The organism is Cellulophaga lytica DSM 7489, assembly GCF_000190595.1.
Taxonomy (GTDB): domain Bacteria; phylum Bacteroidota; class Bacteroidia; order Flavobacteriales; family Flavobacteriaceae; genus Cellulophaga; species Cellulophaga lytica.
The window spans coordinates 2900884-2917730 of record NC_015167.1 but is presented as its reverse complement, the minus strand read 5'-3'; the positions used below and the strand labels follow the sequence as shown (position 1 = coordinate 2917730).

The following is a 16847-nucleotide window of genomic DNA, read 5'->3' as shown; positions in this document are numbered from 1 at the left end:
CAATGGTTTGTGTAAATGGTAGTGTTATTTTTTTATCAATTTTCCGCTCCAAATAGCATTATTAGAACTAATTAACTTATATAAGTATACACCAGATGCCAAACTTGACACATTAACATCTATACTATTTTGTCCTTGTTTTGCATCACCTACAATAGTATAAGCAGGCATTAAAGTTCCGGTAATAGTATAAAATTCTAATGTATAAGTGCTTGCCATTTCTTCATAAAAATATAAAGTAGTAGCTTCCTCTACAGGGTTAGGCAGTAAAATAGATTTAGTTCTGTTTTTTTCTAAGTAAGCGTTTCTTTCTTCTGTATTGTTAAAGTCAATATCAGACAATTGCAATTCTTTTTCTTGCAAGCTACCGTCAGCAGACTTTAAGTTAAACAACAGCACTTTAAGTGAATTAAAATCTGTATTGCCTCCAAATTCATTTTTAAAATCGGCATCTTCTAACACATAGCGCTGAGATTCACTTGTTAACTCTACTGTTGTTATATATGGCTCTCCAGAACCTTTTAATAGTTTTACCTCTAATGTTCCTGTACCAGAAGCTGTAAACGATAGCTGTTTGTATTCTGACAAGTCTACGGCCAAAAACCTAGGATTAAATGCTCTGTATGTACCTATATATTCTTGTGTTGTTCCTTTTAAATGCACATTACGCTCTATTCTAAATCCGTCTCCTAAATAAGGTGCGCTATTCTGTGCTATTTCATATTTTGTAACCTCTGTAGAAGCAGTAGAATTATCTACACCCCAAGGAGCATCTGCTACAAATAAATCATCTGGTGTATCTCCTTTTTCATTTTTTAATCTAAAACCTAAATCAAATAAAGAACCAGTTTCTACAGTAACAGTATCTATATACCTATCTAATGAAGCTTGTAGTGTTACAAAGTCTGTTTCACTAGTTTCTGTACGTTTTAAACCACCTTCTAAAGTCATTTGTTTAGATACGTTTGTGTTTACAACCGTCATCTCTACAGTACCTTTGGTATATTTTGCAGATCTAACAAAAACTGGTGGTGGCGCAGATCCTTTATACCCTTCTATTGCTGCATTAGCTTCTAATAAAGATAAAATTTCTTCTGCCATAACAACCAAATCATCTACAGAATTAGACCATATTTGAAAATTGTAAAACATACTTTCTTTTTCATAGGCATCAATATTCCAATGAGACTCTATTGTAAAACTATTATTTGAGTTAACTTTTGCAGAGAAAGACAAAGCAAATTCCTTGCTGCCATCTGCCTGCTTAATTATAGATTTTATAAAGTTATTATCTCTAATATTTAAGTTTGATACAGAAAGTAACTCTGCTCCTAAAAAACGATCACAAATAAACTTACTATGCTCATAAACAGTATTGTCTGTTTTAATAACCATTAAAGCTCCAATAGTTTGGTCTCCTTTTAAATAATCTACAGAAAAAATATCACTAGCATTAGTTAGCTCTAATAAATCTGCCGGAGAAGATTCTATTGTACTAGTTTCTCCTAAAACATTTAATGGTACAAGAGCAGACAATGGTATATTATCACTAGTATATTTTCCGCTTAATTTATAACCTTTGTCTTTGGTAATTTGTTTTGCTGTTGTTTTATCAAAAATATAATTGTTTTTAGCTCTATTGTAATTTCTGTTGGTAATAAGGTTTGCTAGTCTATCATTACTCTCTAAACCTCCATCATTACCACCAGATGTAGTTGTAATTACCGGACATAAGCTAATACCAGAACAAGAAGGGTCATCACAATCTACAAGTCCGTCTCCGTCATCATCAATTCCATTAATACAATCTTCTTGTGGCACAGGAGCTGTAGGGCAACGCGCCCCATCATTAGAAGAACTTGCTGGACCAAAAGCAAAAATATTAGACACCATTACATTGGCTACAATTGTATGAACTGCGTTAATTTTATAAACAGAACCTGTTTGGTTTGCAGAAATATATAGGTTACCATCTACATCAAAATAAACAGCACCATATGTATAATTAAAACCTGCTAATACAGGCACTTCACCTAAATCTTCTACAACACCTGTTTCTGCTGTAATTCTATACAATCTATTTGTACCTTTACTAACTGCATATAATTTACCATCTACAGCATTAAAAGCCCAATCATGAATACTAATGCTTTTATCTAATGTATAAGACCCTATGTACTCTAAATAATTGTTAGATTCAGGATTTAAGTCTATTGCATAATAAGTAGAAGAACCGGCTCTTAAGTAATAAATACCATCTAAATTAATATCTCCTACATACTTATTACCATTATTTGGTAATTCTGCAATGGTATGTACTGTAGGCGTAAAATCTTTACCTATTTGTACTATAGATATTTGCGGTGTAGACAAATATCCCCAAATATAACCATCTGCAGAGTTGTATGCTGCTGCATTTATATTTCCTGGCACAACATCTGCCGCTACTAAATAAGAGCTTCCTGATGCTAAATCTAGCGCATAAATATCATTTGTTTGAAATAAGTATGCATTATAATCGCACTCAAAAGGTTCAGACTGTGCAGTTGTATTTAAAGCACAACAAACAACTATAAGTAGTAAAAAGTAGGTTCTTAATGGTAAAAATTTAGTCATAATTAATGATTTGGGGCGTTAATTAATTACAACAAAAATGCTGCTTTGGTTCTTATTTTATTAGTAAGATAAGATTAAAGGCTTTTATAGTGCGATAAAATGCAGTTAACTGTAGACAAACGGTAATCTGCCTTAAAAACCTTAAAAAATAGGCACTTAACTAAAAATTATAACATTTAATTAAAGATTTTCGATTCTTAATTTTTGTATTTTAGATATATGATTTGGTAAAATTTGTTGTAAAGTGGCTGTTAAAGAAAACAATTGTTCATTTAATTGCAATTTTAACAAAATGTTAACTTGTTATATTTTAGCATTTTACTAATTCAGACTAAGAAAATAATAGAATTTATAGTGTTTTTTTACGAATCTAATTTTAAAATAAGCATTCCTTTTCTTAATTTGCAACTCTGATACAATCAATTCTTATGCAAGAAGTAACTAGATTATTTGATTTTCCTTACTATCAATTAAAAAAATACAACCTACAACAATCATTAGCTACAAAATATGATGACAAGTGGGAATATATGTCTACCCAAGAGTATGTAGACAAAGCAAATACAATGAGTAGAGCACTGTTAAGGTTAGGTGTTTCTAAAAATGATAAAATTGCTGTAATATCCTCTACCAACAGAATGGAATGGAATGTTATGGACATTGGAATTCTTCAACTTGGTGCACAAAACGTACCTGTTTACCCAACAATTTCTGAAGAAGATTATGCATATGTACTGAATCATTCTGAAGCTAAATATTGCTTTATTTCATGTACAGACGTTTTTGAGAAAATAAAAAAAATAAAAGACCAAGTACCTTCACTTATAGAAATTTATTCTTTTGACAGTTTAGAAGGATGTAAAAATTGGTCTGAAGTATTAGATCTTGGTATAGACGAGTCTAACCAAGCAGAAGTAGAAAAATTAAAAGATGACGTTAAGCCAACAGACTTAGCTACATTGATATATACTTCTGGTACAACAGGAAGACCAAAAGGTGTTATGCTATCGCACAACAACCTTGTTAGTAATGCTCTAGAAAGCTTTAAGAGAATACCTATAGAACTGGGTAAATCTAGAGCTCTTAGTTTTTTACCATTATGCCACGTATATGAGCGTATGTTAATTTACCTATACCAATATTGTGGTGCAGCCATACATTATGCTCCTATAGATCAAATTAGTGAGTATGCACAAGAAGTACAACCACAAGTAATGACGGCTGTACCTAGATTATTAGAAAAAGTATACGATAAAATTATTGCCAAAGGAACAGCTTTAACTGGCATAAAAAAGAAACTATTCTTTTGGGCTGTAGAGGTAGGTTTAGAGTATAAACCTTACCAACAAAATGGCTGGTGGTATGAGAAAAAATTAGGTTTAGCACGTAAATTAATTTTTAGCAAATGGAAAGCTGCCTTAGGTGGCCAAGTTGCTGTTATGGCTTCTGGTAGTGCTGCACTACAACCAAGACTTGCACGTGTATTTAACGCAGCTGGGTTTGGCGTTATGGAAGGTTATGGACTAACAGAAACATCTCCTGTAATATCTGTAAACGATATGCGTAATGGCGGATTTAGAATTGGTACCGTAGGTAAACCATTGGAACGTACAGAAGTTAAAATAGCAGAAGACGGAGAAATTTGTATTAAAGGCCCACAAGTTATGATGGGGTATTACAAAGATGAAGCTAAAACTTCTGAAGTACTTATAGACGGCTATTTTCATACTGGCGATATAGGAGAAATAGATGCAGATGGATTCTTAAAAATTACAGATCGTAAAAAAGAAATGTTTAAAACATCTGGTGGTAAATATGTAGCCCCACAATTATTAGAAAACAGATGTAAACAATCAAGATTTATAGATCAAGTAATGGTAATTGGCGAAGGTGAAAAAATGCCTGCTGCTTTTATTCAGCCAGATTTTGATTTTGTAAAAGAATGGGCTAAACGTTACAACATTACAATAACTAGTAATGAAGACTTGGTTACAAATGAAAAAGTAATAGCACGTTTTCAAGAAGAAGTTGATGCTGCCAACGAAAACTTTGCCAAATGGGAAAAAATTAAACAATTTAGACTTACTCCAGATGTTTGGAGTATTGAAGGCGGCCACGTTACTCCTACCCTAAAATTGCGTAGAAAAATAATTAAAGAGAAATACAAAGCTCTTTACAACGATATTTACGGATACTAACTTTTATTTAGCTGCTAAGCCATAAAACCTTAGCAGCTAAACATCTACAAAACACATTACCATACATATACTTAATGTTAAGTATATATTAAGCTCGTATTTTTTTGTGAATTTATTATGCATGCATAATAAATTTTACTATATTTGGTAACCTATTCAAATTACAAATGAAAGAGATTACCATAGATTATGCTTTAAGGGAAACTTGGCTATCAGTAGCTAAGATGTATAATGAAGAAGCTAAAAACCATAATAATACAATGGCTATGGCTTTTACACTATTAAGCATAGACCCAAAAACAGGTACCGCATCTACTGCACTTGGTCCTAAAATGGGTATGGAAGCCACTAGTTTGTCTAGAATACTAAAAAGCTTAGAAGCAAAAGAATTTATAGTACGTAAGCCTAACCCTAATGATGGTAGAGGTGTTATTATACATTTAACAGAACTTGGTTTAGAAAAAAGAACTTTATCTAAAGAAACCGTTTTTCAATTTAACAGCGCAGTTAAAGCTAATATACCTGAAGAAAAATTAAAACATTTTTTTGAGGTAACAGAAACAATTAATGCGCTTATAGCTAAAAAAGAAATTTTTAAATAATATAACTAATTAATAGGTCTAAATAAAAATGAACAAACACATTAAAAAAATAGCCATTATTGGCTCTGGTATTATGGGTAGTGGCATTGCCTGTCACTTTGCAAATATTGGTGTAGAAGTGCTATTGTTAGACATTGTTCCTAGAGAACTAAACGACAAAGAAAAAGCAAAAGGCTTAACACTAGAAGATAAAGTGGTAAGGAACAGATTGGTAAACGATGCTTTAACTGCATCTTTAAAATCTAAACCTTCTCCTATCTACAGTCAAAAATTTGCAAGCAGAATTACAACTGGTAATTTAGAAGATGATATTGCCAAGGTTGCAGACGTAGACTGGATTATGGAAGTTGTTGTTGAAAGATTAGACATTAAACAACAAGTTTTTGAAAAACTTGAAAAATACAGAACACCAGGAACGTTAATTACATCTAACACATCTGGTATTCCTATTAAATTTATGAGTGAAGGACGCTCTGAAGATTTTCAGAAAAACTTCTGCGGTACTCACTTTTTTAACCCTGCACGTTACTTAAACTTATTTGAAATTATTCCTGGACCAAAAACTGATGCTGAGGTATTAGAATTTTTAAATGGTTATGGAGAAAAGTTTTTAGGTAAAACATCTGTAGTTGCTAAAGACACACCTGCTTTTATTGGTAACCGTATTGGTATTTTTAGCATACAAAGTTTATTTCATGCAGTTAAAGATTTAGATTTAACTATTGAAGAAGTAGATAAATTATCTGGACCAGTTATTGGTCGCCCTAAATCTGCAACTTTTAGGACCGTAGATGTTGTTGGTTTAGATACCTTAGTACACGTTGCAAATGGTATTAGAGAAAATTGTCCTAATGATGAGCGTTTAGAGCTTTTTAAATTGCCAGACTTCATTAATACAATGATGGAGAATAAATGGTTAGGAAGTAAAACCGGACAAGGATTTTATAAAAAAACTGTTTCTGCAGAGGGTAAAAAAGAAATTTTATCTCTGGATTTAAATACATTAGAATACAGATCTGCTAAAAAAGCAAAATTTGCAACTTTAGAACTTACTAAAACAGTAGATAAAGTTGTAGACAGATTTAAAATACTAGTAAAAGGAAAAGATAAAGCTGGTGAATTTTACAGAAAAAGCTTCACTGCTTTATTTGCATATGTATCTAACCGTATTCCAGAAATTACAGATGAATTGTATAAGATTGATGATGCAATGAAAGCTGGTTTTGGATGGGAACATGGTCCTTTTCAAATTTGGGATGCAATTGGTGTTGAAAAAGGAATTGAATTAATGAAAGCAGAAGGTTTAGAGCCAGCTGCTTGGGTTAATGAAATGATTGCTTCTGGTAGCACATCATTCTACTCTGTAAAAGATGGTGCTTCATATTTTTATGACATTCCATCTAAAACACAAACTAAAATTCCTGGTCAAGATGCGTTTATCATTCTAGACAACATCAGAAAAACATCTGAAGTATTTAAAAACTCTGGTGTAGTTGTTGAAGATTTAGGAGACGGTATACTTAATGTTGAGTTCCAATCTAAAATGAACACTATTGGTGGTGATGTTTTAGCAGGTTTAAATAAAGCTATTGATTTAGCCGAAAAAGATTTTGCTGGATTAGTAGTAGGAAACCAAGCTGCAAACTTCTCTGTAGGTGCTAACATAGGTATGATATTTATGATGGCTGCAGAACAGGAGTATGATGAGCTTAATATGGCTATTAAATATTTCCAAGATACTATGATGCGTATGCGCTATTCTGCAATACCAACTATTTCTGCTCCTCACGGTATGGCTTTAGGTGGTGGTTGTGAGTTATCATTACACGCAGATAAAGTAGTTGCTGCTGCAGAAACTTACATGGGACTTGTAGAGTTTGGTGTAGGTGTTATACCTGGTGGTGGTGGCTCTAAAGAAATGGCTTTAAGAGCATCTGACCTTTTTAGTAAAGGAGATGTACAGTTAAATGTATTGCAAGAGCATTTCTTAACTATTGGTATGGCAAAAGTATCTACTTCTGCTTATGAAGCTTTTGATACTAACCTATTGCAGAAAGGAAAAGATATAGTTGTAGTAAACAAAGCACGCCAAATAGCAGTTGCTAAACAACACGCTAAACTAATGGCAGATATGGGTTACACACAACCTGTAAAACGTAAAGATGTAAAAGTACTTGGTAAACAAGCATTAGGTATGTTCCTTGTTGGTACAGATTCTATGGAAGATAGTAATTACATTAGTGAACATGACCATAAAATTGCAAATAAACTAGCTTATGTAATGGCCGGTGGAGATTTATCTGAGCCTACCCTAGTAAGTGAGCAGTATTTATTGGATTTAGAACGTGAAGCATTCTTAAGTTTATGTACAGAACGTAAAACGTTAGAAAGAATTCAGCATATGTTAACTAAAGGTAAACCACTTAGAAATTAGAACCAAGAACGTAGATGCAAATTTTCAGGTAAATTAACCTAATTTTTGACTCTTATTTCTATTAATTTTAAAGAAAAAAATGAAAACAGCATATATAGTAAAAGCATACAGAACCGCAGTTGGTAAAGCTCCAAAAGGCGTGTTCCGTTTTAAAAGAACAGATGAATTAGCTGCAGAAACCATTAAACATATGATGAGTGAACTGCCTAGTTTAGATCCAAAGCGTATTGATGATGTAATTGTTGGTAACGCAATGCCAGAAGGTTCTCAAGGATTAAATATGGCACGTTTAATCTCTTTAATGGGGTTAGATATTGTAGATGTTCCTGGAGTTACAGTAAACCGTTTTTGCTCTTCTGGTATAGAAACAATTGGTATGGCTACTGCAAAAATACAAGCCGGTATGGCAGATTGTATTATTGCGGGTGGTGCAGAAAGTATGAGTAGTGTTCCAATGACAGGTTTTAAACCAGAATTAAATTATGACATAGTTAAGGCTGGCCATGAAGATTATTACTGGGGAATGGGAAATACTGCAGAGGCTGTTGCAAAGCAGTTTAAAGTTTCTCGTGAAGACCAAGATGAATTTGCTTACAACTCTCATATGAAAGCGTTAAAAGCACAAGCAGAAGATCGTTTTCAAGACCAAATAGTGCCAATAGACGTAGAACAAACTTATGTTGATGCTAATGGTAAAAAAGCAACAAAAAAGTATACCGTAACTAAAGATGAAGGTCCACGTAAAGGAACCAGCAAAGAGGCCCTAGCTAAATTACGTGCAGTATTTGCTGCTGGTGGTAGCGTTACTGCGGGTAACTCGTCTCAAATGAGTGATGGTGCTGCTTTTGTAATGGTAATGAGTGAGGATATGGTTAAGGAATTAAACTTAGAGCCAATTGCTCGTTTAGTAAACTATGCAGCTGCAGGTGTAGAGCCTCGTATTATGGGTATTGGTCCAGTTAAAGCCATTCCAAAAGCATTAAAGCAAGCTGGTTTAAAACAAGAAGATTTAGGTTTAATAGAGTTAAATGAGGCTTTTGCTTCTCAATCATTAGCTGTAATTAGAGAATTAGATCTTAATCCTGATATTATAAACGTAAATGGTGGAGCAATTGCATTGGGTCACCCATTAGGTTGTACAGGAGCAAAACTTTCTGTTCAACTTTTTGATGAAATGCGTAAACGTGATATGAAAGGTAAATATGGAGCTGTTACAATGTGCGTAGGTACAGGACAAGGAGCTTGCGGAATATTTGAGTTTCTTAATTAAGAAATTCAAATAAATTAAATATCAGAAGAAAATAAACAAATACAAAAATGATTTCAAGTTTCAAATCCAGACTTAAGCTGTCTTGATTCTTGGTTCTAGAAATCTTAAAATCTAATAAAAAACAAATGGCAGATACAGAAAAAGATATCCTACGTGGAGGTCAATTCTTAGTAAAAGAAACAAATTGCGAAGACGTTTTTACTCCTGAAGATTTTTCAGAAGAACAAACAATGATGAAAGAAGCGGTAGCTGAATTCAACGAACGTGAAATTATAGCACACAAAGCTAGATTTGAAGCTAAAGATTATGCATTAACAGAAGAAGTTATGCGTAAAGCTGGTGAATTAGGATTTTTAGGTGTTGCTGTACCAGAAGCTTATAATGGCTTAGGTATGGGCTTTGTTTCTACAGTATTAACGTGTGATTATATCTCTAGTGGTACAGGGTCTTTCAGTACTGCTTTTGGTGCACATACTGGTATTGGTACAATGCCAATTACTTTATATGGTACCGAAGAACAAAAACAAAAATACGTTCCTAAATTAGCTACTGGTGAGTGGTTTGGTGCTTATTGTTTAACAGAGCCAGGTGCAGGATCTGATGCTAATTCTGGTAAAACAACTGCTGTTTTATCTGAAGACGGAAAATCATACAAAATTAATGGTCAAAAAATGTGGATTTCAAATGCAGGTTTCTGTAGTTTGATGATTGTTTTTGCCCGTATAGAAGATGATAAAAACATTACTGGTTTTATTGTTGAATATGATCCAGAAAACGCTAACGGTATTACATTAGGTGAGGAAGAACACAAACTAGGTATTAGAGCTTCTTCTACAAGACAAGTTTTCTTTAATGATACTGTTGTTCCTGCAGAAAATATGCTTGCAGGACGTGGCGAAGGTTTTAAAATTGCTATGAATGCATTAAACGTTGGACGTATTAAATTAGCAGCTGCTTGTTTAGATTCTCAACGTAGAATTGTAACAACTGGTGTACAATATGCTAACGAGCGTAAACAATTTAAAACTCCTATTTCAGATTTTGGGGCTATTAAGGTTAAAATTGCTGAGATGGCTACAAATGCATATGCTGGTGAGTCTGCAACATACAGAGCTTCTAAAAACATAGAAGACCGTATTGCAATGCGTGAAGCTGCCGGTAACACACACCAAGAGGCAGAACTTAAAGGTGTAGAAGAATACGCTATAGAATGCTCTATCTTAAAAGTAGCAGTATCTGAAGACGTACAAAATTGTGCAGATGAAGGTATTCAAATATTTGGTGGTATGGGATTCTCTGAAGAAACACCTATGGAAGCTGCTTGGAGAGATGCACGTATAGCACGTATTTACGAAGGTACTAACGAAATTAACCGTATGCTTTCTGTAGGTATGTTGGTTAAAAAAGCTATGAAAGGTCATGTAGATTTATTAGGACCTGCTAGTGAAGTTCAAAAAGAACTAATGGGTATTCCTTCTTTTGAAACTCCAGATTACTCTGAGTTGTTCTCAGAAGAAAAGGAAATGATTAAGAAATTAAAGAAAACGTTCTTAATGGTTGCTGGTGGTGCAGTACAAAAATACGGGCCACAATTAGAAGATCACCAACAGTTGTTAATTGCAGCTGCAGATATTTTAATTGAAATTTATATGGCAGAATCTACTATTTTAAGAACTGAGAAAAATGCTAAACGTTTTGGTGAAGAATCTCAGAAAACACAAATAGCAATGTCTAAGTTATACTTATACAATGCTGTAGATATTATAGAGAAAAAGGGTAAAGAAAGTATTATTTCTTTTGCTGAAGGTGATGAACAACGCATGATGTTAATGGGACTTAAACGTTTTACGAAATATCAAAACTACCCAGACATAGTTGATTTACGTAATGAAATTGCTGAAAAAGTAAAGGCAGAAAACAAATATTGTTTTTAACATATAAAAACGTATATTTACAATAGTTATAACCTACAAAAATGGAAGTTATAACCAAAGATTGACTAATTCAAATTGAAGCTTACAAGGCAGAGATTTAACAAAACCATCAGTTTTACTGATGGTTTTTTATTTTTAAAAGAACTAATTTTACATCACATATTTTAACTGCAGAATATTGAAAAAATTAGTTGAAGCATATAGTCCAGAAGACTTTAGAAAAAGAGGTCATGATCTAATTAATGAATTAGCAGACCATTTTGAAAACACCCTACAAAATAAGAACAACAAAACCATACATTGGAACCAGCCAAAGGATGAACACCTTTTCTGGAAAGACTATTTAGAAAACGGTAATGAGGAAAACTTATTTAGCACCATTATTAGCCACTCTATACATGTACATAACCCTAAATATATTGGGCATCAAGTAACACCAACTTTACCAATTACGGCTTTAAGTGCCTTAGTAAGTGCCTCATTAAACAACGGTATGGCTGTTTATGAAATGGGTGTTGCTGCTTCTGCTATAGAACGTATAGTAACAGATTATATTTGCAAGAAAGCAGGTTATACACAAGCCGCAAATGGCATATTAACTTCTGGTGGTACGTTAGCTAATTTAACTGCACTCCTTACAGCACGCAAAGCAAAAGTACCTACAAATGTATGGACAGATGGCAGTACAAACTCATTAGGAATTATGGTTAGTGAAGAAGCGCATTATTGCGTAGACAGAGCCGCTAGAATAATGGGATTAGGTGATGCTGGAATTATAAAAATACCTTCTACCAAAAATTTTAATATGAATATTACTTTGCTTGAAGAATATTATCAAAAAGCAAAAGACAAAGGCATAGAAGTTTTTGCTATTATAGGTAGTGCGCCATCTACATCTACAGGAATTTATGATGATTTAGAGGCTATTGCAACATTTAGCAAACAAAAAAATATATGGTTTCATGTTGATGGTGCACACGGTGGTGCTGCAATATTTTCTAAAACCCACAAACATACTGTAAAAGGCATAGAAAAAGCAGATTCTATTGTTATAGATGGACACAAAATGATGATGATGCCAGCTTTAACTACTGCCCTACTCTTTAAAGATGGCAACACATCACACGCTACTTTTAGTCAAAAAGCAGATTATTTATTAGAAGAATCTAAAGAAGAAGATTGGTACAATATTGCCAAACGCACGTTTGAGTGTACCAAAACAATGGCTAGCATACATTGGTATACTATTTTAAAAACTTATGGAGAAGAAATTTTTGATGAATATGTAACTACGCTTTACAACTTAGGGCTTCAATTTGCAGAAATGATTATTGCAAATCCAAATTTTGAAATTGCAGTGCAACCAGCATCAAATATTGTTTGTTTTAGGTATGTTAATCCTAATTTATCAGAAAAAGAAACAAACTCTTTAAATGAAAAAATTCGTCAATCTATATTAGAAAAAGGAGAATTTTATATTGTACAAACAAAACTAAGAGGCATACACTACTTACGTGTTACTATTATGAATCCTTTTACAACAAAAACGCATTTGCAACAATTACTAGAACGTGTATTAGAAGAAATTAACTAAAACAAAACCCTTATCTTTTTGTAGGTAAGGGTTTTGTTTTTAATGTAAATATAAGAGTTATTCTCGCATAGATTCCAGCACTTTTTCATCGCTTTCTTTAGCAGAAAAATTAAGTGCACATTCTATTAATGCTAAATGAGAATATGCCTGAGGGAAATTACCTAATAGTCGTTTTGTTTTAAAATCTACATCTTCACTAAACAACCCTAAATGGTTGCTATAGCCTAGCAACCTATCAAAATACATACGTGCTTTTTCTTCTTCACCTATTTTAAATAAACTATTAATAAACCAAAAAGTACAAATAGTAAATGATGATGATGGCAACCCAAAATCATCTTCATTTTTATACCTATACAACAAGCCATCATTACATAAGTTGTTTTCTATAGCTTTAACCGTTGCAACAAACTTAGGATGCTTGGCGTGTATAAATCCGTAAGATTCCATTAATAAAACAGATGCATCTAAATACGTAGACCCATAAGATTGTGTAAAGGCATTAACTTCATCATTCCAAGCGTTTTCTAAAATATCTTTTTTAATTGCTTGCTCTAACCTTGTCCATTTTTCAATCTTGTGAGATTTGTTAAAAATACGAGCTACTTTAATGGCTCTATCAATTGCAACCCAACATAAAACTTTTGAAAAAGTAAAATGACGATCTTCTGCTCTAAACTCCCAAATACCCTTATCTGCCTCTTTCCAGTGTTTATCTACTATCCAAACAATACCCTTTGTTATTCCCCACAAATCTTCTCCGTTTTCCAAATCGGTAGAAAATTTTACAAGCTGCTCATAAATAACATCCATAAGAATGCCATAAATATCATTCTGCTTTTGCTTATATGCAGCATTACCAACACGTACAGGTTTAGATCCTTTATAACCATCTAGGTGTTCTAATGTTTCTTCAGTAAGTTCTTTTTCGCCATTAATACCATACATAATTTGCAATTTTTCATCCTTATCTGGTATAAGGTTTATTATAAATTGCAAATATCTTTTGGCTACGTTTTTATGTCCTAGTTCAGACATTACTTTTATAACCATAGAAGCATCTCTAATCCAACAAAAACGATAATCCCAATTTCTTACCTCGCCAATAGTTTCTGGTAAAGAGGTAGTTGCTGCTGCTAAAACAGCTCCAGTTTTATCGTAAGTTAATAGTTTTAAAGTAATTGAACTTCTATTTATTTCTGTATTATACAAATGATACTTTGGTATTTTTCCGCTCCAATTTAACCAGTAAACTTTAGTACGCTGTTGTTCTAAATATACTTTTTTAACACTTGGTGAAAATATTTTTTCGTTGTAGCCAAATAAAAAATAACCGTCTTCTGTAAGTTCAATTTCATTACCACTTACTACACGCTCTTTATTAAAAGATGTATATAAAAACACAGTATCAAATTTTTCTCCGTGTGTTAAACTGGTAATAAAATCTTTTTTTATGTATGTTTTTGTATCACTAGATGCATACTCTAACTTTGGGTTATACAACACTTTAAAAGTTGGCTTACCAGACACATACCTTAGGTAACGTATAATTTCTGGCGGAGAGTAATATGAGCCATCTTCTAGCTTATACCTTGGCATAAAATCTCTTACTTCAAAAATATCATTTCCGTTAGTATATGTAGTAACTAATATTGCTGTTTGTGATATATAATTTTGCGTAATTTTATAGTCGCTATTCGTTAGGATTTCAAAACTACCGCCTTTATTTTTATCTAAAATTTTAGCAAAAACTGAAGAAGAATCAAACGCAGGCAAACAGCTCCACTCTATTGCACCATTCTTAGATATTAAGGCTGCACTTCTACAATTTCCTATAATTCCGTAGTCTAAATTATCCATATAATAAATTAGGGTTAAACATTTCTAATTAGTAGGTTTTATTACCAATTTTATCGAAATTTATACAAAAAACAATTAAATTCTACCAAAAAAGAGCGATTTATGAGTAAAACTATCATTATCTCAAATAGACTACCAGTACAATTAGAAATTCATAATAATGAAATAAAAACAACACCTAGTGTTGGCGGATTGGCAACAGGTATGAAATCTGTACACTCTGGAAGCAATGATTTATGGATAGGATGGAGCGGTTTAACTGATGAAAACATACCTAAAAACTTAGAAGAAAAAATTGATACAACTTTAAAAGATCATGGCTGTGCTAAAGTAAAACTAAACGCTGAAGAGGTAGACGGCTTTTATTTTGGATTTAGTAACAGAACCATTTGGCCTTTATTTCATTATTTTTTAGAGTACTCTGAGTTTGAGCTTAACAATTGGGAAATATACAAAGCAGTAAACCAAAAGTTTGCTGACGCAATTATAGCTAAAGCTGATGACGATGATATTATTTGGGTACATGATTACCAATTAATGCTTGTACCACAAATGGTTAAGGATAAAAAGCCAGACATATCTATTGGTTTCTTTTTACACATTCCTTTTCCGTCTTATGAAATTTTTAGAACACTACCTTGGCGTGAAGAAATTTTACGCGGATTAATGGGATCAGATCTAATTGGTTTTCATACGTATGACTATGAGAGACATTTTTTAAGTTCTGTTAGACGTTTGCTTGGCTTAGACGTAAGTTTTAATGAAGTACATATAGAAAACCGTATTGTTAAGGTAGATTCTTTTCCTATGGGAATAGACTATAAAAAGTTTAGTGAAGCTGGTAAAGCAAACTCACTAAACATTACTGAAAATCAGTCCGATTTTCAACAACGATTAAACGCCCACAAAGAATCTACTAAAGACGCTAAGCTAATATTATCTATAGATAGGTTAGATTATACCAAAGGTATTGCAAAAAGACTAAACGCTTTTGAGTATTTTTTAAACAAACATCCTGAGTATAAAGAAAAGGTAAGACTTATAATTTTAGCTGTTCCATCTAGATCTAACGTACCACAATACCAACTTTTAAAAAAGGAGGTTGATGAATTGGTTGGGAGAATTAATGGAGAATTTTCTACAGTAAACTGGACACCAATTTGGTATTTCTACAGGTCTATGCCTTTTGAAAACTTAATAGACTTATATACTTCATGTGATATTGCTTGGTTAACTCCAATACGTGATGGAATGAACCTTGTTGCTAAAGAATATATTGCCACTAGAACAGATAAAACAGGAGTGCTAATTTTAAGCGAAATGGCTGGTTCTGCTAATGAAATGAATGAATCTTTACTAATTAACCCTAATAATTTTGAACAAACAGTTGCTGCATTACAACAAGCAATTAATATGCCTGTAGAAGAACAGCAAGAGCGTAATGATATTTTACAAAAAAGATTAGAACGTTATAATGTTGAAAAATGGGCAAATGATTTTATAAATTCATTAAAGGAACAAAAGGAAAATAGCATCTCATACGTGTCTAAAAAATTAGGCACGGAACTTTCTGTAGTTGTTGAAGAAAAATATAAAAAAGCGCAAAAAAGACTTCTTTTTATAGATTATGATGGCACCTTGGCCGCTTTTAAAAACGATCCCCAAAAGGCTAGTCCGGATGAAGAGTTATATGCATTATTAGACAATATAGCATCACAACCAAATACAGATATGTATTTAATTAGTGGTAGAGACAAAGAAACTTTTACCAAATGGTTTTTACATAAAAAATATAATATGATTGTAGAGCATGGTGTTTGGATTTCTCAAGAAGGAGAAGAATTTAGGATGCTAGAGAATGTAAAAAAAGAATGGATGCAGAAAATTCATCCTGTTTTAGAATCTTTTGTAGACCGTACACCTGGTAGTTTTATTGAAGAAAAAAACTATTCTTTAGCTTGGCACTACAGAAAAACAGATCCAGACTTTGGAAACAAAAGAGCAACAGAATTAAATACAGTGCTAACCAGTTTAATTGCAAATGATGATTTAAGTGTTTTAAACGGTAATAAAGTAATGGAAATTAAAAGTAGTAACGTAAACAAAGGTCGTGCTGCAATGCGTGTGTATAATGATGATACTTACGACTTTGTTTTTGCTATTGGTGATGATTGGACAGATGAGTTTATGTTTCAAGAACTACCAGAAAGTGCCATTACTATAAAAGTAGGACACCAAAAAACACAAGCAAAATACTATTTAGATGGTACTACAGATGTACGCAAACTATTAAAACGTTTTATAGATTAATATTTAGGGTTTAGGTTTAGTATTTTTGT

The 16847-nt window shown here is 32.7% G+C and carries 9 protein-coding genes; 7 read left to right on the top strand and 2 right to left on the bottom strand.

Annotated features, from left to right (window positions below):
• Positions 1 to 24 precede the first annotated feature (24 nt).
• The gene (locus tag CELLY_RS12825) at positions 25 to 2616 is read right to left on the bottom strand and encodes a DUF6923 family protein (protein ID WP_013622108.1); all 2592 of its coding nucleotides are present in this window, start codon (positions 2614 to 2616) and stop codon (positions 25 to 27) included.
• 428 nt (positions 2617 to 3044) lie between these two features.
• Here CELLY_RS12825 and CELLY_RS12820 point away from each other — a divergent pair, with 428 nt between their 5' ends.
• The 6 genes from CELLY_RS12820 (at position 3045) to CELLY_RS12795 (ending at position 12648) form a co-directional block, all read left to right on the top strand.
• Complete coding sequence (locus CELLY_RS12820) at positions 3045 to 4814, top strand: AMP-dependent synthetase/ligase (RefSeq protein WP_013622107.1); 1770 nt, start codon at positions 3045 to 3047, stop codon at positions 4812 to 4814.
• 167 nt (positions 4815 to 4981) lie between these two features.
• On the top strand, positions 4982 to 5416 hold the full coding sequence (locus CELLY_RS12815; protein ID WP_013622106.1) for a MarR family winged helix-turn-helix transcriptional regulator: 435 nt from the start codon (positions 4982 to 4984) through the stop codon (positions 5414 to 5416).
• Positions 5417 to 5444: 28 nt separating this feature from the next.
• Positions 5445 to 7850 carry a 3-hydroxyacyl-CoA dehydrogenase/enoyl-CoA hydratase family protein gene (locus CELLY_RS12810; protein WP_013622105.1) on the top strand — a complete coding sequence of 802 codons (2406 nt, stop codon included), beginning with the start codon at positions 5445 to 5447 and terminating at the stop codon, positions 7848 to 7850.
• A 79-nt stretch (positions 7851 to 7929) separates the two neighbouring features.
• Complete coding sequence (locus CELLY_RS12805) at positions 7930 to 9120, top strand: acetyl-CoA C-acyltransferase (RefSeq protein WP_013622104.1); 1191 nt, start codon at positions 7930 to 7932, stop codon at positions 9118 to 9120.
• A gap of 125 nt (positions 9121 to 9245) precedes the next feature.
• Complete coding sequence (locus CELLY_RS12800) at positions 9246 to 11054, top strand: acyl-CoA dehydrogenase family protein (RefSeq protein ID WP_013622103.1); 1809 nt, start codon at positions 9246 to 9248, stop codon at positions 11052 to 11054.
• A 178-nt stretch (positions 11055 to 11232) separates the two neighbouring features.
• Positions 11233 to 12648, top strand: a complete 1416-nt coding sequence (locus CELLY_RS12795; RefSeq protein ID WP_013622102.1) for a pyridoxal phosphate-dependent decarboxylase family protein — start codon at positions 11233 to 11235, stop codon at positions 12646 to 12648.
• A gap of 57 nt (positions 12649 to 12705) precedes the next feature.
• Here CELLY_RS12795 and CELLY_RS12790 read toward each other — a convergent pair whose 3' ends face one another.
• A complete protein-coding gene (locus CELLY_RS12790) occupies positions 12706 to 14508 on the bottom strand; it encodes a glycoside hydrolase family 15 protein (protein WP_013622101.1) in 1803 nt (600 codons plus the stop codon).
• 102 nt (positions 14509 to 14610) lie between these two features.
• Between CELLY_RS12790 and CELLY_RS12785 the strand changes: the two genes are divergently transcribed.
• Positions 14611 to 16818 carry a bifunctional alpha,alpha-trehalose-phosphate synthase (UDP-forming)/trehalose-phosphatase gene (locus tag CELLY_RS12785; RefSeq protein WP_013622100.1) on the top strand — a complete coding sequence of 736 codons (2208 nt, stop codon included), beginning with the start codon at positions 14611 to 14613 and terminating at the stop codon, positions 16816 to 16818.
• Positions 16819 to 16847: the final 29 nt, after the last annotated feature.